The sequence below is a fragment of the Petrimonas mucosa genome, from assembly GCF_900095795.1.
GTDB lineage: Bacteria > Bacteroidota > Bacteroidia > Bacteroidales > Dysgonomonadaceae > Petrimonas > Petrimonas mucosa.
In genome coordinates this window covers 1,283,760-1,308,708 of the sequence record NZ_LT608328.1, presented here as the reverse complement: position 1 = coordinate 1,308,708, position 24,949 = coordinate 1,283,760, and the positions used below count along the sequence as shown (strand labels likewise).

The 24,949-nt window shown below is 50.0% G+C and carries 19 protein-coding genes; 14 read left to right on the top strand and 5 right to left on the bottom strand.

The annotated features are described in order from the left end of the window. Positions 1-33: 33 nt before the first annotated feature. From ING2E5A_RS05190 to ING2E5A_RS15265, 6 genes are read left to right on the top strand one after another with little or no spacing between them, the layout of a single operon-like run. Positions 34-711 carry a D-lyxose/D-mannose family sugar isomerase gene (locus ING2E5A_RS05190; protein ID WP_071136493.1) on the top strand — a complete coding sequence of 226 codons (678 nt, stop codon included), beginning with the start codon at positions 34-36 and terminating at the stop codon, positions 709-711. Between the two features lie 11 nt (positions 712-722). Further along, positions 723-1,913, top strand: coding sequence for a carbohydrate kinase family protein (locus ING2E5A_RS05185; RefSeq protein WP_083373199.1), 1,191 nt, complete (start codon positions 723-725; stop codon positions 1,911-1,913). Positions 1,914-1,923: 10 nt separating this feature from the next. Beyond that, positions 1,924-3,138 (top strand): mannitol dehydrogenase family protein, encoded by a 1,215-nt coding sequence (locus tag ING2E5A_RS05180; RefSeq protein WP_071136492.1) that lies wholly within the window; start codon positions 1,924-1,926, stop codon positions 3,136-3,138. 56 nt (positions 3,139-3,194) lie between these two features. Beyond that, entirely contained in the window at positions 3,195-3,626 is a 432-nt protein-coding gene (locus ING2E5A_RS05175) for a DUF4372 domain-containing protein (RefSeq protein ID WP_071136491.1), read from the top strand. Next, entirely contained in the window at positions 3,623-4,195 is a 573-nt protein-coding gene (locus ING2E5A_RS05170) for a transposase (RefSeq protein WP_071136490.1), read from the top strand. Before ING2E5A_RS05175 ends, ING2E5A_RS05170 begins: the two co-directional genes overlap by 4 nt. Then, on the top strand, positions 4,174-4,419 hold the full coding sequence (locus ING2E5A_RS15265; protein WP_154670037.1) for a hypothetical protein: 246 nt from the start codon (positions 4,174-4,176) through the stop codon (positions 4,417-4,419). The genes ING2E5A_RS05170 and ING2E5A_RS15265 overlap by 22 nt, the downstream gene beginning before the upstream one ends. 89 nt (positions 4,420-4,508) lie before the next feature. Here ING2E5A_RS15265 and ING2E5A_RS05165 read toward each other — a convergent pair whose 3' ends face one another. After that, complete coding sequence (locus ING2E5A_RS05165) at positions 4,509-5,501, bottom strand: IS4 family transposase (RefSeq protein WP_071136489.1); 993 nt, start codon at positions 5,499-5,501, stop codon at positions 4,509-4,511. A gap of 112 nt (positions 5,502-5,613) precedes the next feature. Between ING2E5A_RS05165 and ING2E5A_RS15260 the strand changes: the two genes are divergently transcribed. Further along, the gene (locus ING2E5A_RS15260) at positions 5,614-5,859 is read left to right on the top strand and encodes a hypothetical protein (RefSeq protein ID WP_154670037.1); all 246 of its coding nucleotides are present in this window, start codon (positions 5,614-5,616) and stop codon (positions 5,857-5,859) included. 132 nt (positions 5,860-5,991) lie between these two features. Then, the gene (locus ING2E5A_RS05160) at positions 5,992-9,504 is read left to right on the top strand and encodes a GH92 family glycosyl hydrolase (protein WP_197678526.1); all 3,513 of its coding nucleotides are present in this window, start codon (positions 5,992-5,994) and stop codon (positions 9,502-9,504) included. Here the strand turns inward: ING2E5A_RS05160 and tamL are convergent. From tamL to ING2E5A_RS05140, 4 genes are all read right to left on the bottom strand, one after another. Further along, positions 9,477-11,768 carry a translocation and assembly module lipoprotein TamL gene (tamL, locus tag ING2E5A_RS05155; protein WP_161941956.1) on the bottom strand — a complete coding sequence of 764 codons (2,292 nt, stop codon included), beginning with the start codon at positions 11,766-11,768 and terminating at the stop codon, positions 9,477-9,479. The two genes, ING2E5A_RS05160 and tamL, sit on opposite strands and share 28 nt — an antisense overlap. 10 nt (positions 11,769-11,778) lie before the next feature. After that, positions 11,779-16,218 carry a translocation/assembly module TamB domain-containing protein gene (locus ING2E5A_RS05150; protein ID WP_071136488.1) on the bottom strand — a complete coding sequence of 1,480 codons (4,440 nt, stop codon included), beginning with the start codon at positions 16,216-16,218 and terminating at the stop codon, positions 11,779-11,781. Between the two features lie 105 nt (positions 16,219-16,323). Beyond that, positions 16,324-17,424 carry an NUDIX hydrolase gene (locus ING2E5A_RS05145; RefSeq protein ID WP_071136487.1) on the bottom strand — a complete coding sequence of 367 codons (1,101 nt, stop codon included), beginning with the start codon at positions 17,422-17,424 and terminating at the stop codon, positions 16,324-16,326. Between the two features lie 161 nt (positions 17,425-17,585). Then, the gene (locus ING2E5A_RS05140) at positions 17,586-19,745 is read right to left on the bottom strand and encodes a S9 family peptidase (RefSeq protein WP_071136486.1); all 2,160 of its coding nucleotides are present in this window, start codon (positions 19,743-19,745) and stop codon (positions 17,586-17,588) included. Between the two features lie 220 nt (positions 19,746-19,965). Here ING2E5A_RS05140 and ING2E5A_RS05135 point away from each other — a divergent pair, with 220 nt between their 5' ends. The 6 genes from ING2E5A_RS05135 to ING2E5A_RS05110 all read left to right on the top strand — a co-directional run bounded on the left by ING2E5A_RS05135 (position 19,966) and on the right by ING2E5A_RS05110 (position 24,928). Beyond that, positions 19,966-20,376, top strand: a complete 411-nt coding sequence (locus ING2E5A_RS05135) for a SoxR reducing system RseC family protein (protein ID WP_071136485.1) — start codon at positions 19,966-19,968, stop codon at positions 20,374-20,376. A gap of 10 nt (positions 20,377-20,386) precedes the next feature. Beyond that, positions 20,387-21,253 carry a Fe-S cluster domain-containing protein gene (locus ING2E5A_RS05130; RefSeq protein WP_071136484.1) on the top strand — a complete coding sequence of 289 codons (867 nt, stop codon included), beginning with the start codon at positions 20,387-20,389 and terminating at the stop codon, positions 21,251-21,253. Positions 21,254-21,308: 55 nt separating this feature from the next. After that, a complete protein-coding gene (gene rsxC / locus ING2E5A_RS05125) occupies positions 21,309-22,640 on the top strand; it encodes an electron transport complex subunit RsxC (protein ID WP_071136483.1) in 1,332 nt (443 codons plus the stop codon). A 93-nt stretch (positions 22,641-22,733) separates the two neighbouring features. Beyond that, on the top strand, positions 22,734-23,699 hold the full coding sequence (locus tag ING2E5A_RS05120) for an RnfABCDGE type electron transport complex subunit D (protein ID WP_071136482.1): 966 nt from the start codon (positions 22,734-22,736) through the stop codon (positions 23,697-23,699). Then, the gene (locus ING2E5A_RS05115; RefSeq protein ID WP_071136481.1) at positions 23,692-24,348 is read left to right on the top strand and encodes an RnfABCDGE type electron transport complex subunit G; all 657 of its coding nucleotides are present in this window, start codon (positions 23,692-23,694) and stop codon (positions 24,346-24,348) included. Before ING2E5A_RS05120 ends, ING2E5A_RS05115 begins: the two co-directional genes overlap by 8 nt. Beyond that, the gene (locus ING2E5A_RS05110; protein WP_071136480.1) at positions 24,341-24,928 is read left to right on the top strand and encodes an RnfABCDGE type electron transport complex subunit E; all 588 of its coding nucleotides are present in this window, start codon (positions 24,341-24,343) and stop codon (positions 24,926-24,928) included. The genes ING2E5A_RS05115 and ING2E5A_RS05110 overlap by 8 nt, the downstream gene beginning before the upstream one ends. Positions 24,929-24,949 lie beyond the last annotated feature (21 nt).

Below are 24,949 nucleotides of genomic sequence, written 5' to 3'. Positions count from 1 at the left end.
GTGACAAAGAGTTGACAATTTAATTATACAGGTATGAAACGAAGTGAAATAAATCAGATTCTGCGCGAGGCAAAAGCGTTTCTGCGCGAGAGAAGTTTTCTCCTTCCCCCCTGGGCCTACTGGTCGATGCAGGAGTGGCGGGAAAACAGAGACAATGCGGAGGAGGTCATCTCCAGCATGCTCGGATGGGACATCACCGACTTCGGATCGGGAGATTTTCGCCGCCGGGGGTTGTTCCTCTTTACCATCAGGAACGGGAAACCCGGTGCCGGCAATAAACCGTATGCCGAAAAAGTGATGATCGTGGAAGAGAACCAGGAGACACCGATGCACTACCATTGGACAAAAATGGAGGATATCATCAACCGGGGCGGAGGAAACCTGATCATCGAACTCTACAACTCCACGCCCGACAACCGGCTCGACACGACGGATGTTCACTTTACAAAAGATGGCATAAAAGGGAGAGTCAAAGCAGGCGGAAAAGTGATCCTGTTGCCAGGGGAGAGTATCACCCTTGAACAGGGTATGTACCACCGTTTTTATGGTCAACCTGGAAAAGGGAAAGTTCTTGTGGGTGAGGTAAGTTCTGTAAACGACGATTCGGCGGACAACTGCTTTTTCGAAACGATCGGAAGATTTCCCACCATCGTCGAAGACGAGGCGCCACTCTATCTTCTGGTTAACGATTACAGCACCTTTCTCTCTTAACGGATAGTGGCATGGGAAAAAAGAGAATCGTGGTATCCGGCACAGGATGTTGCCTGGTGGACAGACTCTACAACAACGTCTCGTTCCACTCCGAGGCCTTCCGTTCCTGCTCTTGCCGAAGAGCAGGCGACGGAGGCTTGAGTCCCGGACACCTGGTATTGAGGGAGGAGTTCGAGGAGTTTGTAAAAAAAGAGGTTCGGGTTGCCCTCGACGAGCTGACAGAGGGAAGGAAGCCGGATAAGGTCAACATTGGCGGTCCATCTATCGTTTCCCTTATCCATGCGGCCCAGATCACGTACGGACTGGAGCGGGAGGTCAGGTTCTACGGATGTCACGGATCTGACGAGACCGGCAAGTTCCTGCTATCGAGCCTGCAGAAATTGCCGGTTGAGATCAGCCATTTCAAACAGATTGGAGACCTCACCCCCTCCACCGATGTCCTCTCCGACCCCACTTACGATAACGGACATGGAGAGAGGGTATTCATCAATTCCATCGGTTCGGCATGGGACTACTCTCCCGACAATCTGGATGACGATTTCTTCCAGTCTGATCTGGTTGTATTCGGCGGCACGGCCTTGGTCCCTCAACTTCACGATCAGTTGGGCGAGCTGCTCCTGCGGGCGAAGGAAAACGGTTGCATCACACTGGTGAACACCGTATTTGACTTTATTAACGAGCGTAAAAACCCTAAAAAGAGGTGGCCCCTGGGAAAAGATGACGAAAGCTATCGGAATATCGATCTGCTGATTACCGACAAAGACGAGGCGTTGCGGTTGAGCGGAGAGAACACCATCGAAAAAGCGATGCAGTTCTTTATCGCAAAAGGGAGTGGTGCTGCCATAATTACAAATGGAGCAAAGCCCGTGATGTTTTATGCGGACAGTAAGTTGTTCGGCAAAACTGGACCCGGGGAGCTGCCCGTCTCCGGCACAATCCTGGAGAAAATACGGCAGGAGCATTATCGGGGCGACACGACCGGTTGCGGCGATAATTTCGTTGGCGGGGTAATCGGTTCACTGATGTTCCAACTCGCCGAAGGAAAAGAAAGGATAGATCTGAAACAGGCCACTTCATTGGGTATTGTTTCAGGCGGTCACGCCTGCCTCTATATTGGTGGCACCTTTTTCGAGAGATACCCGGGTGAAAAATTGAGTTGCATCGAACCGATCCTCAACGATTACAAGAGAGAGACAGGCTAACCGTATAACCATGGAGAAGAGATCGATCCTGATTGTTGGTGCCGGAAAGATAGGCCGATCCCTGATCGGACAGCTCTTCGGCATGTCGGGATATGAAGTGGTCTTCTCCGATATCGACAAAAAGCTTGTCGATCTGCTGAACCGGGAGGGATCATACAAGGTGGTGGTCAAGGGAGAGAGCGAGGAGCAGATAGTTGTACCCAACGTAAGGGCTGTTGATGCGGCCGACAGGGAGGCCGTGGCCGAAGAGGTGAGAAAAGCCACCATCATGGCCGTATCGGTCGGGAAGAATGCACTGTTGAAGATTGTCCCATCACTTGTCGAGGGGTTGACTAGGCGCTTTTGCGATCCGGCGAGGGGTCCACTCGATATCATCCTTGCAGAGAACATGCGTTCTGCCGATCAATTTCTCCGCAATGAACTCAAGAGGGGAGTTCCGGAAAATTTTCCGTTGGACGAATATGTCGGACTGATCGAAACCAGTATCGGCAAGATGGTTCCCATCATCTCCGTGGCCGAGTTGGAGAAAGATCCGCTGACGGTCTTTGCCGAACCGTACAACCTGCTGATCGTGGACAGGCAGGGATTCAGAAACGAACTGCCCGATGTTGCAGGCTTGGCCCCGAAGGATAACATCAAGGCTTGGGTAGACCGGAAGGCTTTTATCCACAACCTGGGTCATGCCGCCGCAGCCTATTACGGATATTACAGCCATCCCGACGCAATCTATCTCTACGAGGTGCTGGACGACCAGGAGGTGTTGCAATTCACCAGGGAGGTGATGTTGCAATCGGCCGCAATTCTCCTGAAGCTCTATCCGGATGATTTTACGACAGAGGATTTGTCGGACCATATCGAGGATCTGCTATGTAGATTCAGGAACCGGGCATTGAGGGACACCCTCTTCAGAATCGGTCAGGATATTCCCAGAAAACTGGGACCCGACGACCGGTTTATGGGGGTTATCAGGGTGGCCATCTCATTGGGAATGCCCCATGACAAAATCCTGGAAGCGATGGCGTATGCCTTCTTTTTCAAGGCGACTGACGAAAACGGCAACAGGTCGGCACAAGATCTTATCTTTGAAAGAGAATTAGCCGGGGGAGTCAACCACGCCTTGCAGCGGATATGCGGGATAGATCCGGTAACGGATAGGGAATTGAGCGAAAAGATAAAAAAAATCAGTACTGACCGACTAAAAAATGAAGAAAATATAGGGACTTAACCGAAGTCTCGTCCCTAAGTTGTAAATTTGGATTGTCAAAAACTAAATTTCCAACCATGGGCAAAGTTAGCGAAAATAAATTTGTCGGTCAGCCGATCTTAAGACAAATAGTGAATATTCTCCCGAGGGAAAAGTTCGATGAGCTGGTAATAAGGCTCGGCAGTGATAAATATTACAAGGCGTTTTTTTCCTGGGATCAATTGATCGTGATGCTCTTTGGCATTTTTTCCCGTTGCGACTCGATGGGTGAAGTCTGTGACGGCATGCGTGCCTTGGGTGGCAAGTTGAATTACCTGGGCATGGAGAGTTCGCCTGCAAAAAGCACTGCCGGAGATGCATTGCGTGACAGGGACGAGGAGCTGTTCCGTCTGTTCTACTTTGCACTGATCGCCCATTTTTCCCCGCTTTTGTCGGTCAGCCGCAAAAAAAGGGCCGGAAGCAGGGTGTCAGTTTCGAGGAGTTCTATGCCTTTGATTCGAGTACGGTGACGCTGTTTTTCGACGTGATGAAAGGCGTGGGCCGGAACCCTAAAGGCGACGGGAAAAAGAAAGGCGGCCTGAAAGTCCACATGCTGACCGACGTCCATGCTGACACGCCGCGATTCGTGAAGATAAGCGAGGCGAAAATGCACGACAAGAACTTCTTGCAATACCTGAATTTAAGTGAAGGCAGCATGGTGGTCTTCGACAAGGCATACAATTACTACCTGCAGTTCGCCAAATGGACGCGACAAGGCGTGAATTTCGTTTGTCGGCTGAAAGACAATGCAAGGTACGAGGTTCAGGAAGTCCTTCACGAGAAGAAGCTGGAAAAAGGGGAACATGCCGTTTACAAGGTGGAACATATCCACGTTCAATATATCGAGAAGGTCGAGACGGGGACCGAAGGCAAGAAAAAAAGGAAGAAAGTCAGACAGACGAGGACATTATGCCTTCGTTTAGTTTGGTACAGGGATGAACAGGGGCGTAAATACAAGTTCATCACCAATAATTGGGAAATAACAGACGAGGAAGTTGCCTTGATTTATAAAAATAGGTGGTCTATCGAAACGGGATAAAGACCCAAGTATGGTGTACCCTGATCGCGTATTTGCTTTTACAGGTGATTCAGACCAAGTCGGAAAGCGAAAAGGCGTTTTCAACCATAGCCGCGTTGTTGAGGATGCATTTGATAAGCCATCTGGATTTGACGTGGGTGGTGACCGAAGGCAGGCGCACTTATCCCAGACGACTGAAAAGTCGCAATAAAAGTCCCACGGCCGCCCAATTATCACTGTTTTGAGGGGGGGAGCACTTTTTGGAAATGAAAGACAGGAGCTTTAATGGTTTACTTGTCAGGTGTTTAAAAATAAGAACCGATTGATTTTGATTTTAGTCGGTTGATACTGTTTTATAAATCAAGGCAACTTCCTCGTCTGTTATTTCCCAATTATTGGTGATGAACTTGTATTTACGCCCCTGTTCATCCCTGTACCAAACTAAACGAAGGCATAATGTCCTCGTCTGTCTGACTTTCTTCCTTTTTTTCTTGCCTTCGGTCCCCGTCTCGACCTTCTCGATATATTGAACGTGGATATGTTCCACCTTGTAAACGGCATGTTCCCCTTTTTCCAGCTTCTTCTCGTGAAGGACTTCCTGAACCTCGTACCTTGCATTGTCTTTCAGCCGACAAACGAAATTCACGCCTTGTCGCGTCCATTTGGCGAACTGCAGGTAGTAATTGTATGCCTTGTCGAAGACCACCATGCTGCCTTCACTTAAATTCAGGTATTGCAAGAAGTTCTTGTCGTGCATTTTCGCCTCGCTTATCTTCACGAATCGCGGCGTGTCAGCATGGACGTCGGTCAGCATGTGGACTTTCAGGCCGCCTTTCTTTTTCCCGTCGCCTTTAGGGTTCCGGCCCACGCCTTTCATCACGTCGGAAAACAGCGTCACCGTACTCGAATCAAAGGCATAGAACTCCTCGAAACTGACACCCTGCTTCCGGCCCTTTTTTTTGCGGCTGACCGACAAAAGCGGGGAAAAATGGGCGATCAGTGCAAAGTAGAACAGACGGAACAGCTCCTCGTCCCTGTCACGCAATGCATCTCCGGCAGTGCTTTTTGCAGGCGAACTCTCCATGCCCAGGTAATTCAACTTGCCACCCAAGGCACGCATGCCGTCACAGACTTCACCCATCGAATCGCAACGGGAAAAAATGCCAAAGAGCATCACGATCAATTGATCCCAGGAAAAAAACGCCTTGTAATATTTATCACTGCCGAGCCTTATTACCAGCTCATCGAACTTTTCCCTCGGGAGAATATTCACTATTTGTCTTAAGATCGGCTGACCGACAAATTTATTTTCGCTAACTTTGCCCATGGTTGGAAATTTAGTTTTTGACAATCCAAATTTACAACTTAGGGACGAGACTTCGGTTAAGTCCCTATATTTTCTTCATTTTTTAGTCGGTCAGTACTGTTTATAAAAATAGGTGGTCTATCGAAACGGGATAAAGACCCAAGTATGGTGTACCCTGATCGCGTATTTGCTTTTACAGGTGATTCAGACCAAGTCGGAAAGCGAAAAGGCGTTTTCAACCATAGCCGCGTTGTTGAGGATGCATTTGATAAGCCATCTGGATTTGACGTGGGTGGTGACCGAAGGCAGGCGCACTTATCCCAGACGACTGAAAAGTCGCAATAAAAGTCCCACGGCCGCCCAATTATCACTGTTTTGAGGGGGGGGGAGCACTTTTTGGAAATGAAAGACAGGAGCTTTAATGGTTTACTTGTCAGGTGTTTAAAAATAAGGACCGATTGATTTTGATTTTAGTCGGTTGATACTGAAAAAAAATGATAATCGACAGACAATGAAAAAAGCAGTAATCTACACGCTGATCTCGATGCTATGTTACTCATGCAGCAATCAGCCACAGTTGAAAGATAAAGAGATTGAACTTGCCGAACGCATCCTGCAAGACACCTTGATGATGGAGGTGGAGAAGATGGCACTTGCTGTCGTCCAGGGAGGATTCAATGCCGGCGACGGGTATGGGGAGGTATGGATCCGCGATTACAACACTTTCATTGAACTGGCCATGGAGGTAATGCCCGACAGGGAGATCCAGGAGAACCTCCTCACATTTTTCCACTTTCAAGGGGAGACGGGCGACATAGTGGATGGATTTATTCCGGTTGAGAAGGCAGCTACCGGCTACAACTACCGCTATTCGCATTCCGAACCCCGCTATGCAGCTCACAAGAACACCGTCGAGACCGATCAGGAGTCATCCCTGATCCAGGCGGTCTGGCGCTACATCTCGAAGAGCGGGAACAGGGAGTTCCTCAATCGGGAGATAGAGGGAAAAACGGTACTGGAAAGGATGGAGATGGCACTCCATTTCCTGCTCAATGAGAGGTACGATCAGCAATACGGGCTTCTCTGGGGAGCGACAACGGCCGACTGGGGAGATGTCCAGCCCGAGCACCCCTGGGGTGTAGAGCTGGATGAGAACTCCCACTTATGCATCGACATTTATGATAATGCCTTTTTCATTATTGCCATAAACTGTTACCTCGACCTGCAGGACAATCATCAAAAACAGGCCTTCTGGAGAGAGGTTCGCGACCAGTTCTCGGAGCGGGTCCGCAACTACCTGTGGGACGAAGAGAGAGAGAAATTCATTCCACATCTCTACCTGAACGGCTCCCCATTTCCCGAAACGTTCAACGAGGAGGAGATCTATTATCACGGTGGCACGGCCATGGCCATTGAAGCAGGACTCTTGACCCGCGAGGAGGTGGAGGTCTCAAACAAGACCATGATGCGGAATGTCGACGAATCGGGTGCTCCCTCCATCGGCCTGACACTCTACCCTCCCTACCCTGAGGGTTTTTTCCAGAACAAGGGGATGTATCCGTACGGATATCAGAACGGAGGCGACTGGACCTGGTTTGGAGGACGAATGATTCGGCAATTGATCCGATATGGCTTTGTAGAGGAGGCCTATGAAGAGATTCAACCCATGCTGGAGAGGGTAGTCAGGAATAACGGCTTCTATGAATGGTACGCATTGGACGGAACCCCTTCGGGCTCCGGATCGTTTCGTGGAGAGGCGGGTGTCCTGTTCAAAGCGATTGAAGATTTCAGGAGTTGGGCCGAGGGGGTTGTGAAACCCGACCGGAAGGAGCAGTTACCATCCACCGGAAAACGAGGGTTGATCCCAAAACTTGCGGATCGCCTGAAAGGCAGGTCCCGGTCGAATCTCCGCTACGTAGATCCTGCAATCGGCGGCGTAGGAATTATTCTGGAGCCCACCAGACCGGTGGTCCACCTGCCTAACAGCATGGTAAGGGTTTTTCCTCAACGGAGAGACCAGCTCGACGATCAGATACACAATTTCCCGTTAAGCCTCGTATCGCACCGGAGGCAGCTCGCCTTTGCATTCATGCCGGTGAGCGGCGGGACGAGTCCGGAAAGATGGAGCCTGCGGTATACCTGGTTCGACGAAAAGCTTACCCCTTATTATTACAGCACCTCCTTCGAGGAGACGGGCGACCGGGTTGAGTTTGCACCCCAAAGCCGGAGCGGATATTTCCGGATCCATTTCAAGGAGGAGGTGGATCACTATCTCAGGTTCGGTATCTTCAACGGAAAGGGGGAGATCTCAGTGGACAATGCAGGAGCCTTTTCGGGATTCGAGGAGATCGAAGGGATAAGGATCTTCTTCTACGGTGTAACCGACGCAGCGATTGTTACCCGTGAATACCTGAATTCGGCCGATAAAATGTGGCTCCTGGCCGGTATCGGTCGCGAGAGCAAACAGGTAGCCTTCAAGTATGGGATCTCGTTTATTAGCATCGATCAGGCAAAAAGTAACCTGCTTCGGGAAATTCCGGACTGGGATTTCGGGAAGGTGAAGGAGAATGCGTATGCCGTTTGGGACAGGAGATTGAGTCAGATAAAGGTCAAAGGTGGAACGGAAGCACAGAAGCGGGTCTTCTATACGGCTCTCTACCGTTCCTATGAGAGGATGGTCGACATCAATGAGTATGGCCACTATTACAGCGCCTACGACAACAAAGTGCATCCGTCCGACACCCCTTTCTACGTGGATAACTGGATATGGGACACCTATATAGCGCTGGAACCGCTGCATATGATATTGAACCCCGAAAGGGAGGTCGACCAGATCAACTCATACATCGAAATGTACCGGCAAGGTGGGTATATCCCCTCTTTTGCCCTGGTAACGGGGGACTGGCCGGCAATGACCGGAAATTTTGCCGCAGCTTGGATAGCCGACGCATGGTTCAAGGGGCTGAGAAACTTCGATCTGAAAACGGCCTATGAGGGGCTCAGGAAAAACTCGCTCGACGCCACGCTGATTCCGTGGCGGAACGGTCCCAAAACCATTCTGGACGATTTCTACAACGAGAACGGATATATGCCGGGGCTGGCTCCAGGTGAAAAAGAGAGTGTGGCTGCCGTTGATACCGTCTGGGAGAAAAGGCAGAGCGTCTCCGTTACAACGGCAAACAGCTATTCAGACTGGTGTATCGCCCAATTGGCCTCGGAATTGAATCTGACGGAGGAGGCGGCGCTATTTACTGAACGGTCAGCAAATTATAAAAACCTCTTTCGGACAGACAAGGGTTTCATGTGGCCCAAGGATAGCCGGGGAGAGTGGATCGAACCGTATGACCCCCGTTTTGCCGGAAGGGAATATTTTACCGAAAACAACGCCTATATCTACAATTGGGACGTGAAACATGATCTTGAGGGACTGTTTGGACTGATGGGCGGACCCAAGGCGGCAGAGGAGAAACTGGACCAGCTCTTCCGGGAGGATCTGGGATTGCCGAAGTTCAGGTTCTGGTATACCCAGCCCGACGCGTCGGGACTTGTAGGACAGTTTGTCATGGGCAATGAGCCAGGCTTGCACATTCCCTACCTCTATAACTACCTGGGAGCACCCTGGAAGAGCCAGAAACGGATCCGGATGTTGATGGAGTCCTTCTTCATGGACAACATTTTCGGTATTCCAGGAGATGAAGATGGCGGCGCCATGTCGGCCTATGTTGTCTTGTCGATGATGGGATTTTTTCAGGTTACCCCCGGTATTCCGGTCTACACCCTGGGAAGTCCCGTGTTCAGTGAGATAAGCATCGACCTGCCAAACGGGAAACTCTTCAAGGTGATCGCCAGGAACAACTCCGACAAGAACATCTACATCCAACGGGCCTCCATGAATGGCAAGCCGTTAAACACCCCCTGGTTCACGCATGACCAGATTGTCGACGGAAGCACATTGGTACTGGAAATGGGTGAACTGCCCAATAAGGAGTGGGGAGCTCAGAAGGGGTACCCGATAGCAAAATGAAAAGCAAAATCGCGACGGAAATGGGGTGTAAACAGGCTCCATCTTTCACCTTCGGGTAACGCCGGGTTATGGGCTTTCATGCCGAGATCGACACGGACCAGCAGAAAATTGAGGTCGAGACGGAGCCCCAATCCATAGGCGGCTGCGAGCTCCTTGTAAAAACTGTTCCAGGTGAAGTAACCACCCGGTTGGGATCGATAATCTTTTACAGTCCATACATTTCCCACATCGATAAATCCGGCCAGCTCAAAAAGGGTGGTCAGTTTTCTGCGATACTCCAGGCTCATGTCGAGCTTGATGTCTCCCGTCTTGTTGGCAAAATCATAGCCCAGGCTGTCGTTGTTATAGGTGCCGGGACCCAGTGTCCGGGTACTCCAACCCCTTACGCTGTTGGCCCCACCACCGTAATACCTCTTCTCGAAAGGGAGTACGATGGAGTTCCCGTAGGGATAGGCCACGCCAAGTGCGAAATGCCCCGCCAACGTATTCCTGTCGTCCCAACGGTAAGTTGGAGCAAAATCAAAATCGGCTTTCAGATATTCGGCGTATGGTATTCCCAACAGCATCTCGCGGTCCGACTGGTTCCTCCGGGTTGCCCCCATGGCTGTCAGAAGCCTGGGCAGGTAACCGGCCACCTCCACCCCTGCACGGGCATGGAATGGTATTCGGGGCGGCAGCCGGCCCGACGAAACATTGGTATAGGTGACATTGTAGGCAGTCCGTACGATCATCTGCTCTTCATAACTGGCTTTCAGAATTGGGTTGATGCTGTCGTTCATATAGGCATTCCTAAACTTGTCGCTCATCCACGGCATCCGTACATAGGTGATATCTATGGGCTCTACCACATTGTTCACCTGCCAGCGGCGGCGCGACCACTGAAGGCGGGAGGAGAGGTTGAAGAACTGCCGCAGATACTCGCTCCTGTTCTGGAAGTTTGCTCCAAGAGAGAACTCCGTCGATGCCGAGGGTTGATCTCTCAACTGCTTCATCACCCAGGGCAGCAGCAACTGGGGAATCGACAGGAACGCTTCCACCCCGTATTCGTAATAGCTCTTGTCGATCAGGCTGGCACTGTCGGATGCGGCGATGAACTCATAAGCCCCGTTCAGCTTCACCCTGAAGGTCTCTCCACCCTTCAGGATGTTCTTATGCTCGTAGGTTGCATCGGCCGCAATACCCAGGTCGCCTGCAGAGTTTGTACCATCGATACCGAACTGCATGAAATGCATGTTTCCCGGAAAGATGGAGATGTTGGCATTGATAAAGTTGGTATCGTTCACCACTACCGGAGTCAAGGTAATGGCCGTCTGGCTGACCGACCCCAGACGGTTCAGTGATGAGTAGGTCCTCTCCACCAGCTGATCGGAATAGATTCTCCTGGGACGTACAAAGGTATTGTAATATATGGCTTGCGGCAACATGAACTCATTCCGCTCCTGTACCACCTTGATATTCCTGAATTGGACCGTATCCAGCAGGTAGTGTAACGTACTGTCCTGCAAAATAGTAGAACTGACCCCGTTGTTTACGATCACCTCTCCAAACCGGTACCGGCTATGCAACGGACTGTCGGCGGGACTGTTTAGTCCCAGCGTCAGATCCACCTGATGATTGCCCACCGTTGTGTCGGCAAGGAAATAGATATCCTCCTTGGAGAAGTTGAAATAGCCGCTGTTTCGCAGCTCGCTGGTAATCGCAATCCGCCCCTTCTCCAGCATCTCCTGATCAAATATGTCGCCCTCCTTTACCACGGCGAGACGTCTCCGCATATCCAGTATCCGGTATATCGTACTGTCGACCGGATAGATTGAATCCTTGAATGAGCGGACAAGGTAGGGTTCATTGCCGGTAACCTTGTAAGTCACGTTGGCCTTCCGGTCCTTCTTCACAACAACGGTATCCACCTTGGCATTCAGGTATCCCTTGTTGGCCAGCTTCAGTCTGATCTGTTCCATCGAAAGTCCGGTAAGGCGGTCACTGTAGAGGACGGGCGGTTCACCAAACTTGAGAAACTGGCGGTTGAGCCAGGAGGAGTCGTTCCTGGGAATATTGTAGGCGTGCAACTTTACCTTTCCGAAGATAAACATCGACGAGTTGGGCTTCTGCCTGAGGTATGGCTTCAGATCCGATTCGCTGATCCCCTTGGTGTCGGTATCTATCTTAACCTTGTTCAACAGGTAACTCCCGCTCGGCACTTTCTTTGTGGCACTGCACGAGATGAAAAGCAAGGCAAGCAGTATACAGAAAAAATATTTCATCATGTTCATTGCTTTAATCCTCTTTCTTCCTGAAACTAAACCGGAACAGCTCCTTTAATGTCCGGGCATTACGTGTAACTACAATCCCTGCCCCCTGTGTGGTGGGCGCCCGTTTCGAAAAACGCTGGTTCGCCCGGTTGTAGGCGCGGATCATCAGCCAGTTGTTGATATCATACTCCAGCTCAAATTCCCCCATAAATGCCTGTTGGGTTGCCAGGGTTGAGTTGTCGCCGTAGCTGAGGTTGGTGGAGACACGCAACCGGTCGTCAAACAGCCGGGTGGAGAGATCTACCCCCATCCTTACATTCTCGAAGGTTCCATCGAGACTCTGAAGATTGGTGCTTACAGTCCAGTTGTCGTTCAAGGCTCCTGCCAGGAGGGCATCCAGCCCCTTGGCCAGCTGGCCTGCCGCAAAGGTGGCGGCCATGTTGTTGCCAAACGCCACGCCCAACGAACCTTCAGCCGGAAAGAAGCCGCCGGTCAGGATAAGACTGGCAAACTGACGGTTCTTCTGCTCATCCGTGCTGATCAGACTGTTTAACCGTTGTCTGATATCATTGGAGACATCCGGGAGTTCAATCCCGTACTTCAGGTTCATCTGCTCCAGATTGCCCTGTATCTCAAGCAGCGCGTTGACAGTTGTCCGGGTATTGGAGAGTTGTGTCGTGAAAGTTTCACTAAGTGTGGCAATATCTGCATTTACCTGGTTAAATGCGGCGATATTGAACTGCGTACTCAGCGGATCACCCACAAGTGTAACGGTACTCCCTTCACGGATATTGAAGTCTATGGTCTTGAGATTTTGGAAATTGTACCGGAATTTTCCCTCTTCAGCCACATAATCGCCATAGAGACGGACAGGGGGAACAGCCCTCGAATCGAAATTGGCACGAATCTGGCCAGATCCGTTGATCTCCAGAGCATCGCCCGTAGTAGGATTGATCACCACACCGGCCTCCAGCATCGGGGTCAGGTTCAGGATTGCCTGAATGTTTATGGGAATTCCGGCACTCAGGCGGGTATTGATCTGCCTGTCGCTATTCTCCCTTTTTTTCAGGAAGGAGAGCGAATCCGCCACCTGCGGAGTATTGATGAAAATGATGCCGCTATACTCCTCTGCCTGGGCGGTTTGGGGCAGTTCAATCCTGATGCTCGACCGGCTCTCGCTCCTCAGGTTTGCATTACCGTAAATTCCGGATGAAGAGCCGTTAATATTGATATTTCCACTCAATTTCAGTGTCCCGTATGCTATCTCGTCGGTTCGCTGTGCATTGTTCAACAGGAGGAAATCGGACATGATGATGCCGACGTTGTAGCTCATCCCGTCGAAGTTATTGTGGCTCAATGAGAGGTTCAATCGCGCCTCATGATTGTTGTTATCCTTTATAATCAGATTGTTGAGCCCGATATTCCCCGGGGTAATGGTGATGGTATCCGAAATGCTGTAGGTCACGTTGGTAAATGCCACCGTCATTATCCCCTTGTTGATCCCCAGCCATCCCTCGGTTACCGGAGCAGATGTCTTGCCGGAGAGGTTGATGGCGGAGTTGACCGTGCCGGAGAGTTGGCTGAAGGTGGATACGGCAAAAGGTTGTACCCAGGCCAACGGCAGATTGTTGATCCGGATATCGATATCCATGGGATGATCGCTACCGATCGGAATGAATCCATCCACTACGAGATAGTTGCTTTTGTTGTTCTTTATGCTGGCATCCAGCGAAAGGCCCCTTTTGAGCAGGTCCCAGTTGCCTTCGATAAAAAGGGTACCGAGGGTATCGGTCTGCGTCCGGATATTCTCGATCCGGAAATTTTCGGTCCGGATAAGCGGATCTGCCAACGCCTGGTTGACAGTAACACCACCGTTGATCGCCCCCTTGAATGTTGATATATTAAATGCCGCCAGGATGGTTTCCATCTCGGTATTGTTGAAAAACGCCCTGATCGCGTCCTCCTGCCTTTTTGAAGCAACCCCGTCAATACCCAGCAACAGCATCTCCTCTTCACGTATCTCGAAATCGTTTACGGTGATCCTCTCCTTTTCATAAACGACGGTTGACGGCGCTACATGGATGGTTTTTCCGTTGAAGAGGATCTCTGCAGGGTGGATGGAGATATCCGACACCGGATTCCCCTCCAGATCATTACGGAACCCCATCGATACATTCAGGTTCCCGTCTGCATGGGCGACATTGTTATCGACATGAACCGACAACAGGTGGGTGATCGAATCACTGATTGCACGAGTATCCAGCCGGGCATTGATATGACCGTTCTCCTGAACCAGGTAGCTGCCGGCACTTACGCGGGCTCCCGACACTGTATCCAGATTCAGTTCGACCCGGCTCTCGCGGAGATCGTTCTGCCCAAACATCAGTCGCGGAACATGACACTCTACCCTTACCGATTTTCCATTCACCATATCCACCGTACCCGAAAGGGTTGCAGGCTCGACATTGATAAACGGAAGCGACAAGGCATAGGAGATATCCTCAGTGTTCTTCAGCAGAAAATTAAAGTTGAAGTGATTCATTCCCGTCGCCGCCACCTTTTTTGCTGGCTCCTTAATCAATGTAGGCAGGTGCGGATGCAAAGCATTCATCAGCTCCGATCCGATAGAGACAAAACTATAATTTCCAGACAGTTTCCCCTCTACAATCGACGAGAGTAGCTCAATCTTCTTCTCGCCGCTAATTTCATCCGAAAGAGCCTGAAGATAGACCGGACCGGGATTATAGATAAAATTGGCATCGTAGAGTGATGTACTGTCGATCACTACGTTTCCTACAAGATCATCGAGGTTCTTGCCTGAAAGGCTTCCATTGATTCTTGCTGTCAGGTAGGGATTTTCCCACGATTCGACCGTAATAAGGGAGCCAAGAAAAAGTTTGTCGATGATCCCATTCACATCAAACTTCATCCGATCTCCAAAACCGATATCGGCCTGCAGGTCGAACCGGTTCTCTTCAGTATCCATCAAGACCCTGCCGGCAACACTGTTTTCATTTCCATTGTAGGTGCCATTCACCGCAATATCCCTGTAGGGATACCCCTTGTAGGAGACCGATCCGATATTGCCGTCGATCGCCACCACGGGACGCTCCTTCTTCCGGATCTTCACGTTGGCAACTGTATTGAGGGAGAGATCATCCACGCCAACCTGCTCACCGATTACCTTGCCTATCCGGAGATTATCGCTCCTCAAACGACCGTCTACCGAGATATTTTCAAATCTGCCGTCGGCCCGTCCCCTTCCATCAAACAGAAGGGTTCCGGGAGATGTGTTTATGCGGGTCGTCACGCTGAAACCGGCAAGAGTACCTTTTGCTTTCAATGTCAACCCGATATCTTCCAAAGCTGCCAGTTGCGGGACCGACTCAAACCGGGGCGCACCGATACGGATAAAATCCTCCAGATCCTCCACGCTCATCCTGAGATTGGGAATCTCCACACTGATGGCCGTATCCCCGAATTTTGCATAATCTGCGATCTCGCCATTTACAGTAATGGTTGTCTTGCTTCCATACCTGAATGTCAGGTTCCGTATTTCGGCTTGAGGAAGCTTCCCGGCCAAATCGGCATTGAAAAGAATCGGTTTATCGAGATGGGTCAACTTGTCGTAGAAGATGGCAGCATCCTTCGGATCGATCTGATCACTCTTTACGGTCAGGTTGAATGCTTTACTTTCCAGGTCGTAGGCGGCATCACTTACCTCCAGGCCGGAATTGTTCAGCGAAAGGAGTACCCGGTTACTCCAAAGCCTTGAGCCGTCCGAACGCACCATCGCCTGCAGGTCGTGCACCCTCAATCCTGTAAGCTCCTCATCGAAACTCAACTTGCTTATATCCGCGATAAGATGTTTGATATCGAGCGATGAGATATCGGCAACGAGATTGAATTGCCTTACGGAAAAGTGAGCGGCATTAAACTTACCGGGGGTATCCGGCTGTGACACGATGTCGTAACGAAGTGTTCCATCGGAAAGCCTGATGTCGTTTATGGAAATTTTCATCGGATCTTCCTTTGGCTCCTTCCTGACAGTGTCGGCAGGTGCAAAAGCGTCGACAATAAATTGGAAATTAAAGGGATCGGCAGGTGTCAGCCGGTATACCTTCGCCGTAAAGTTTTCCAGGCGGACCGACTCGATGGAGAGGTGATTGTTCAGCAGATTCCAGATGTTGAGTCGTGCCGACAAGGTTTCGGCAAAAAAGAGGGTATCACGCCTCTGATCTTCAACATAAAGCCCCCCGATCTCTACCCGGTTGAAGAGCTTGATCCGGATCCTCTCCACAGCCATTTCGGTCTTCAGCTTCGGTTCAAGCTTTCCGATGGCAAAGTCAGCAGCAAACTTCTGAACGGGCTGAAAACTGAATGTCAGGAAAAGTATAATATTTAATCCTATTACACAAACGACAACAATGGCAAAAATCCGGACAATTTTCTTTGCTATTTTCATTTGATTTTCCCGACAGCTGCGGTTAAACGTACAATATTACTAAAAAAATAGTTTTTATATACGAGATAGCGGCATTTTAACTTAGATTAAGGCAGGCAGCTGCGTTCAGCAGGGTGTTTCGGTAGCTTTCAACTTATAATTCAGCAACACGGTATTTTTCAGGTATTCAAACTCCAGTTCAAAGCATTCGGAAAAAATATTGGAATTGCGGTTCTCCTCAATCTGCTTTTCTGTCCACAGTTTGCCATCTTTCAACTCCAGGCTGTTGAACTTCTCCTCATCATCGATAATGGAGACATAGAGGAAGATCAACCGCTTGGTACTCTTGTTTTCGAAAATGTACTTCAGTAAAAAACGTAACGGAATATCCTTGGTCCCGATCTCTTTCTTGACCATATTGAGGATGGCTTCGTTGATATCGTGATTATACTGCATATATTTCTCGAACGGGTAATCGAGGGCACCTGGATTGAGCAATCTTGAGGCATCCCGCTTTTTCAGATAGATCTTTCCGTTACTTATCAGCGCTATCCGCACAACCGGATGCATAAACTTGTTCTTCATCTCCCTTGTCACCGACTTGGCCACTTTGCCGGTTACCTCTCCCGACTCTGTCACCACGGGCAGCCACTCCTCCGCCCTCAGTTTCTTATCCAGAAAGTGGAAGCGGACCACCTCCATCACAATCACTGCAAGGATGATAACCTCCGCAAGCAGTATGATCTCTCGTTCTCCAATCTTTGGAGGCTGGACAGTGGATAGTGTAAAGTAGACCAGTGTCAGCAGTAGATGGAAAAAGAGGGCATACTGTATCTGGAATGCCACACGAAACGATTCCGACAGATAGTTTCTGACGTTGGGTTGCCGGTTTCTAGCCAGTATGGTGATTACCCGGGTACGGAGCAGCCTGGAGACAACCAGGGCCATGACAAAAATCACCTCGACAATCACAAATTTCCCAAAGTCGTCGAGTGGATATTGAAAAAGGAGCATAATGAGTGCGATGCAGAATGTGATGGCGGATATGTCATACAACATCCGGCTATGTTTCCTTACCAGAAAAACACCCAACAATGCCAAACCCAACGCTACACAGAGTGCCGTTCCCGTATCCACCCACTTGCTCAGGATAGAGAAAACAAGTAACGGTATAAGCCCGTATGCCGGATTTCTCAGTTGTTTTATAATTACACTGCCTTCTCCCATAATCGAGTTTCGTCTCTCAGCCCATTCCCTCGCTTGTTCGGGAATAAAACAGCTTTGACCCAAAATTTTAACCTGTCATAATAACACTCGGCAGGGTTTTTTGTTTTGGGGAGACTAAAAAAGAGATAGGCAGGCAATTTACAACAGTCTGCAATCCGTCATTAGAGATTCTTCCTGTAAAAATCGATCACCTTCTCATAAAGGTACAAACGGGAATTTCCGCCATAGATTGAATGATTCTTGTCGGGGAAGAAAAACATCTCGAAATGTTTTCCGGCAGCGATCAGCGCCCGCGAATATTCAACAGAGTTCTGGAAGTGAACATTATCATCGGCCATACCATGGACCAGCAGCAGTTGCCCCTCCAACCTGGAAGCCAGTGAGATGGCCGAACCATCAGCGTATCCCGCGGCATTCTGTTGTGGCGTCCGCATAAATCGTTCGGTATAGACCGAATCATAAAACTTCCAGTCGGTTACGGGCGCAATGGCAACTCCAGCCTTGAAAAATCCGTTACCCCTGCTCATGCTCATCAGTACGTTATAGCCCCCGTAACTCCATCCCCAGATACCGATACGGTTGCCATCGACATAGGGAAGCGATGCGAGATAACGGCCTGCAGCCACCTGATCGTCCGACTCCATCACACCGAGGTTCATGTAGGTCTGCTTTCGGAACGCCTCACCCCGTGCACCGGTACCCCGTCCGTCGACCGACGCGACCACAAAGCCTTCGTTTGCCAGGGCATAATACCAGTCCGTTCCAAACCGGTCCAGCACCTGTTGAGAGTTGGGTCCGCTATATTGTATCATCACAACCGGATATTTTCTTGAAGCATCAAACCGGACAGGTTTGATGATCCAGCCATTCAGCTGCGTGATACCGTCAGCTGCCGGAACCGTGATAAACTCCTTTTGTGGTAGTTGCGCCGCCGCCAACTGTGCCGCCAGTTGTCCGTTATCTTCAAGCACCCGAAGTTCTTTTCCGGTGGCATCATGCAACGTAATGAGTGGCGGTGTGCGGGTATCGGAGAAACGGTTGACAAAAAATTTCCCGTGGTTGCTGAACGATGCCTGATTGTAGCCCTGACGGACCGACAACTTTTGGGGTTGACCCTTGTCGATATTTATCCTGTAGACATTCCTGCGCAGGGGGCTCTCATCTGCCGCCTCGTAGAAGAGCGTTTGGGTCTGCTCATCCACAGCCAGGAGAGTTGTCACGTCGTACTGGCCGGTGGTCAGTTTCTTTTGCAACGTCCCCGTAAATCCGTAGATATAGATCTGACTGTAACCCTCCTTTTCCGACAGGTAAGTGAAACGGTTCGACAAGAAATGGATGCTGTTGAGCAGGTCTGCATCGATATAGTAATTGCTCTCCTCTCTCAGAACTAGTTTTGCCACCGTGCTTCTGGGATTGACAAAATACATGTCAAACCGGTTCTGGTTCCGGTTAAGGGTCATGGCCACCAGTTCATCGGGGTTTCCAGTGAAGGTTATCCTCGGAATATATCCGTCACTCTCGAGCGGAAGATCCATCTTGCGTATGGTCCGGGAATCGATATCAAAGACACGCAGCTCCACCGATGCGTTTCTCTCGCCCGCTTTGGGATATTTGTAGCTGTAGAAGCCGGGATAGAGTTCCCGGTTAAATGTCTGAAACTGATACTCCCTGACCTGTGACTCGTCGGATCGGACAAAAGCGAGCAACTTGCTGTCGGGTGAAAACTCCATCAGCCGGGTTGTGCCGAACTCCTCTTCATAAACCCAGTCTGTTGATCCATTAATGATCTTATTGATCTCACCATCCTTAGTCACTTGCGACTCGGTATCAAAATCGAATTTGGCAAGCCAGATGTTGTTGTCGGCAACGTAGGCCAGCATCTTGCTATCGGGCGAGAAGGTGGGAATCATCTGTTTTGATGAATTCTGGGTAAGTTTACGTACCAGGTTGCGACGGACATCGTGATAATAGTAGGTGGCCTTGAATGAGTGGCGGTAGATCTGTTCCCGCTCCCTGTAGACCAATACCCGGTTCTCGTCCGGGCTGACCAGAAATCCCTGAAACGTATCGAAAGTACACTCCCTAGCACGACGTGTATTGAATAGTGTATCGACCGCCTTACCGGTTGCATAGGAGTACTTTATTACCGCCCGGTTTTCAGGGTCGGTCTGGTAATAGTGCATCCCGTCGGCAGAAGATTCCATCTGACCGATACCTTTCGCCGAAAAACGGCCTTCGACCAGCTCTTTCAGGGTGTATTGCTGGGCTTGAAGCAGCAATGTACCGCATGCAAGGCAGAAAAAAAGAAATATTCTCTTCATCTTATTTTCGTATATTGAATTGTCTTATTTTGTAGTCCACGTCGGAGAAGATCTGCCGAAGGACAAGATGATATCGGTCACAAAAATAAGAATTATCTGCGAGATTAGGCAATGGAGAAATTGTCTCAATCGTTAAATAAGGGAAATATCCGGCAAAATCAGAAAAATTATATCTAATTTTGCACGGTCATTCTGAAATAGATAACAGAAGGTCATTATTATGATTGAACACCAGGGAATCATAACAGCCATATCGGACAAAAAAATATCTGTTAAGATTTTACAGCAATCGGCTTGCAGCAGTTGTCACGCCAAAGGGGCATGCATGGCTGCAGATTCCAAGGAGAAGACAATCGAGGTAACCAATGTCGAAGGCAACTACAAGCTGAACGACCTTGTGACCCTCGAGTGCAAGGAGTCGATGGGCTACAGGGCTGTCCTATGGGCTTTCGTCGTTCCCGTCGTCATTCTTGTATCGACAATCATTGTCGCCACTTCCGCATGGAGATGGGGTGAAACGGAAGCGGCCGTTGCCTCTGTTCTTGCACTGGCACCTTATTACCTGTTACTCTATTTTCTTCGCCATAAAATGGCAGGCTCATTTAAATTTACGATCAAAAATAACCATTGATAATTGAAATATGAGTGTATTACTTTCTGCAGTAGCCACATTAGGAGCAATAGGAGCCGGTAGCGCCGCCATTCTCTACATTGTGGGAAGAAAATTTCATGTGGAGGAGGATCCCCGGATCGAGGAGATTCAGGAGGCACTTCCCGCAGCCAATTGTGGAGGTTGTGGCTTCCCTGGCTGTTCGTCGTTTGCCAACGCGTGCGTCAAAGCCGACACCCTCGACAATCTCTTCTGTCCGGTTGGAGGGCAGGAGACCATGAACAAGGTCGCCTCCATATTGGGAAAAACGGCAACTACCTCGGCAAAAAAGATAGCGGTTGTCAGATGCAGCGGTTCGTGCGATGAACGGCCGCGAACAAACCTCTACGACGGAGTTTCAAACTGTACCATAGCTGCAGCGCTCTACGGGGGCGAAACCGGTTGCTCATTCGGATGTTTCGGACTGGGCGATTGTGAAACGTCATGCACATTTGATGCCATCCATATCAATCCGTTCACCCGGTTGCCCGAAGTGGTGGAGGACAAATGTACCGCCTGCGGAGCATGTGTCAAAGCCTGTCCCAAAGATATCATCGAATTGCGGAAGCAAGGTCCCAAATCGCGCCGCATCTATGTCAGCTGCGTGAACAGGGATAAGGGAGCGGTGGCACGCAAGGCATGCAATGTGGCCTGTATAGGCTGCAGCAAATGCCAACAGGCCTGTCCGTTCGAAGCCATTACCATCGAAAATAACCTGGCATACATCAATGACGACAAATGTCGTCTCTGCCGCAAATGCGTTCCCGTATGTCCTACAAACTCCATACTGGAACTCAACTTCCCGCCGAAAAAAGAGACTCCACCGGCCATTAAGGAAGAGGCAACGGTAAACGCTTAATTCAGATAAAAAACTCACAATAAAAGATTCTCTTCAAAGAGATTACAAGAGTTCTATGTTAAAAACATTTCGCATTGGGGGAATTCACCCTAAAGAAAACAAACTCTCTGCCGGGAAAGCAATAGAGCCTATTGCCCTTCCCGCGCAAGTCGTTATTCCACTTACACAGCACATTGGTGCTCCATGCCAACCCGTAGTAAAAAAGGGGGATAAGGTGAAAGTAGGAACACTTATCGGTAAAACGGTAGGATTTGTTTCGGCCAACATCCACTCGTCTGTCTCTGGGACGGTTTTGAAAATCGACAAGGCGCTCGACACCAGCGGTTATAAACGCGATGCGGTCTTTATTCAGGTTGAAGGCGATCAATGGGAGGAGAAGATCGATCGTTCCGAGACTGTGGTAAAGAGCTGCACCCTCACCTCCAAGGAGATCATCGACAAGATCTCCGCAGCAGGCATAGTAGGGATGGGAGGTGCCACATTTCCCACTCATGTAAAACTGCTTCCGCCTCCCGGAACAAAAGCTGAAGTACTCATCATCAATGGTGTTGAATGTGAACCATATCTCACATCCGACCATCAGTTGATGCTGGAGAAGACCGAAGAGATTCTGGTGGGCACGACCCTGCTGATGAAGGCGATCAACGTCGAGAAGGCGGTCATCGGTATTGAAAACAACAAGAAGGATGCGATCGCCCGTTTCACCGCGGCAGTCAAATCCTATCCCGGAATTTCGGTACAGCCTCTCAAAGTGCAATATCCTCAAGGTGGCGAAAAGCAGCTTATCGATGCCATTCTTGGCCGTCAGGTTCCCAGCGGAGCCCTTCCCATCTCGGTAGGAGCAGTGGTGCAGAACGTAGGGACAGCCTTTGCCGTCTACGAAGCAGTGCAGAAAAACAAACCGCTCGTGGAGCGGGTGGTGACCGTTACCGGAAAAGATCTCAAAAATCCGTGCAACATTCTTTCACGGGTCGGGATTTCGGTAGGCGACCTCATTCAATTTGCCGGAGGGTTACCCGAAACTACCGGGAAGATTGTGTGTGGCGGCCCCATGATGGGCAAAGCGATCGCGAGCGTTGAAGTCCCCGTAACAAAAGGAACCTCCGGAATACTGATCATACCCACGTTGGAATCGAAACGCAAACGGATGAGAGAGTGTATCCGCTGCACCAAGTGCATCCAGGTATGCCCGATGGGGCTGAATCCCACCCTCCTGATGAACCTGTCTGAATTTGGCGAATGGGAGAAGGCCGAAAAAGGGCGCATCACCGATTGCATCGAATGCGGCTCCTGCAGCTTTACCTGTCCTTCCGACCGCCCCCTGCTCGACTACATCCGCATGGGGAAAGGCAAGGTGATGGGAATCATCCGGGCAAGAAAGGGTTGACCAAGCAGTGGATGTTGAGAACTGCAAACGATTGAAATCAAGTATTAACAAATAAACACTATTGAAATCCCTATCCGGGGATGAAGGAGTAATATGAACAACAAACTAATCGTCTCCCCTTCACCGCATGTGCACAGTGGAGACAGTATCGAAAAGAACATGTATGGTGTGCTGATTGCGCTGATGCCGGCGTTTCTGGTCGCACTATATCTGTTCCGGATAGATGCGTTAAAAATCACGGCTCTATCTATACTATTCTGTGTGGTGTCGGAATACCTCATCGCCAGATTTATCATGAAGAGGGAACCTTCGGTTCTCGATGGATCTGCCATTATCACCGGTGTATTGCTGGCTTTCAATGTGCCTTCCAATTTACCGGTATGGATCCTTGCACTTGGTGCACTCTTCTCCATCGGCGTGGTAAAGATGTCGTTCGGGGGACTGGGAAACAATATCTTCAATCCCGCTATCGCCGGACGTATTTTTCTGCTCATCTCATTCCCGGCGCAGATGACCACATGGCCTACCCCTGCTGTGGGTGTAGCGACTGACGCCACAACATCGGCAACTGTTCTCTCCAACCTGAGGTTTCAGCCCGAAGCGCTGCCTGCCTTAAAAGAGATGTTCCTCGGTTTTGAGGGGGGATCTATCGGCGAGATGAGCGCTCTGGCGCTTTTGCTGGGTCTGGCCTACCTCTTGTGGAAAAAGATCATCACCTGGCATATCCCGGTCTCCATCCTTCTCTCGGTGGCGATTTTTACCGGTATCCTCTATGCGTTTGATCCCGTTCCGATGAACAATCCGCTCATCCACCTCTTTTCGGGAGGATTGATGCTGGGAGCTGTCTTTATGGCGACAGATTACGTGACATCCCCGATGACAAGATCGGGTATGCTTATCTATGGCACAGGCATCGGATTGATCACCGTCTGCATCCGGTTGTGGGGTGCTTATCCCGAAGGTGTTTCGTTCGCCATTCTGCTGATGAACGCCTTTACTCCGCTGATCAATAATTATACAACACCAAAACGATTCGGGGAGGTAGTGAAAAATGGCTAAGTTACAATCTACATTCAAGAACATGTTCCTGTCGCTTTTCATCATCACTCTGGTGGTAGCGACCCTGCTGGCCCAGGTGAACAAAATGACCGCCAAACCTATAGCGGCAGCCAAGGCCCTCAAGTTGGAAAATGCAGTAAAGGAGGTGGTTCCCGAATTCGACAATAATCCTGTAGCTGAAGCCTATATGATGGCAACACCCGATGGCGACTCACTGTTGGTATATCCTGCAAAAAAGGGAGACGAGCTGGTAGGTTTTGCTGTAAACAGCTATTCCAACAACGGATTCAGCGGAAATATCCAGATCATGGTGGGTTTCGACACGGAGGAGAGGGTGGTAAACTATACCGTCCTTTCGCACGCGGAGACGCCGGGGCTGGGATCCAAGATGAGCGACTGGTTCCGTGACAGCAGCAAACCCAACCAGTTGGTGATCGGCCGGAAATTGTCGGAAGGGAAGCTGGCTGTTTCGAAAGATGGCGGGCAGATCGATGCCATCACCGCCTCCACCATCACGTCGCGCGCTTTCCTGGAAGCCATAAACAGGGCATATCAGGTCTACAAACAGAGCGACGCCGACTCAGGTGCCACAAAACAGAATAAACGCGATGAAAATCAGAGAGAGGAAGGAGGAGAGAGTCATGAATAACTATTTTAAAGTCATTGTCAACGGACTGATCAAGGAGAATCCCACGTTTGTACTTCTATTGGGGATGTGCCCTACCCTGGCCACGACCAGTTCGGCATTAAACGGGATGAGCATGGGATTAGCCACCATGTTTGTGTTGATCTGCTCCAATGCGGCAATCTCTGCATTGAAGAACCTCATTCCCGACATGGTACGCATACCGGCCTTTATTGTCGTGATTGCCGCTTTCGTTACAATCGTCGAAATGGTGATGAACGCTTATGTGCCGGCATTGGCTGCCAGCCTGGGAATCTTCATTCCCCTGATTGTGGTTAACTGCATCGTGCTGGGTCGCGCCGAGGCCTTTGCATCTAGAAACAACGTGCTGGCATCTGCCCTCGATGGATTGGGTATCGGTCTTGGATTTACCTTGGCCTTGACACTGCTGGGAGCTGTCAGGGAGCTGCTGGGGACCGGGAAAATATTCTCCCTGTCTGTCTATCCTGAAAATTTCGGATCGCTTATCTTCGTGCTCGCTCCGGGAGCATTCATCGCACTGGGATACCTCATCGCCATGTTTAACAAGTTGCAGAAAAAGTAGAACCGGGTTCCCTGCGTGGCA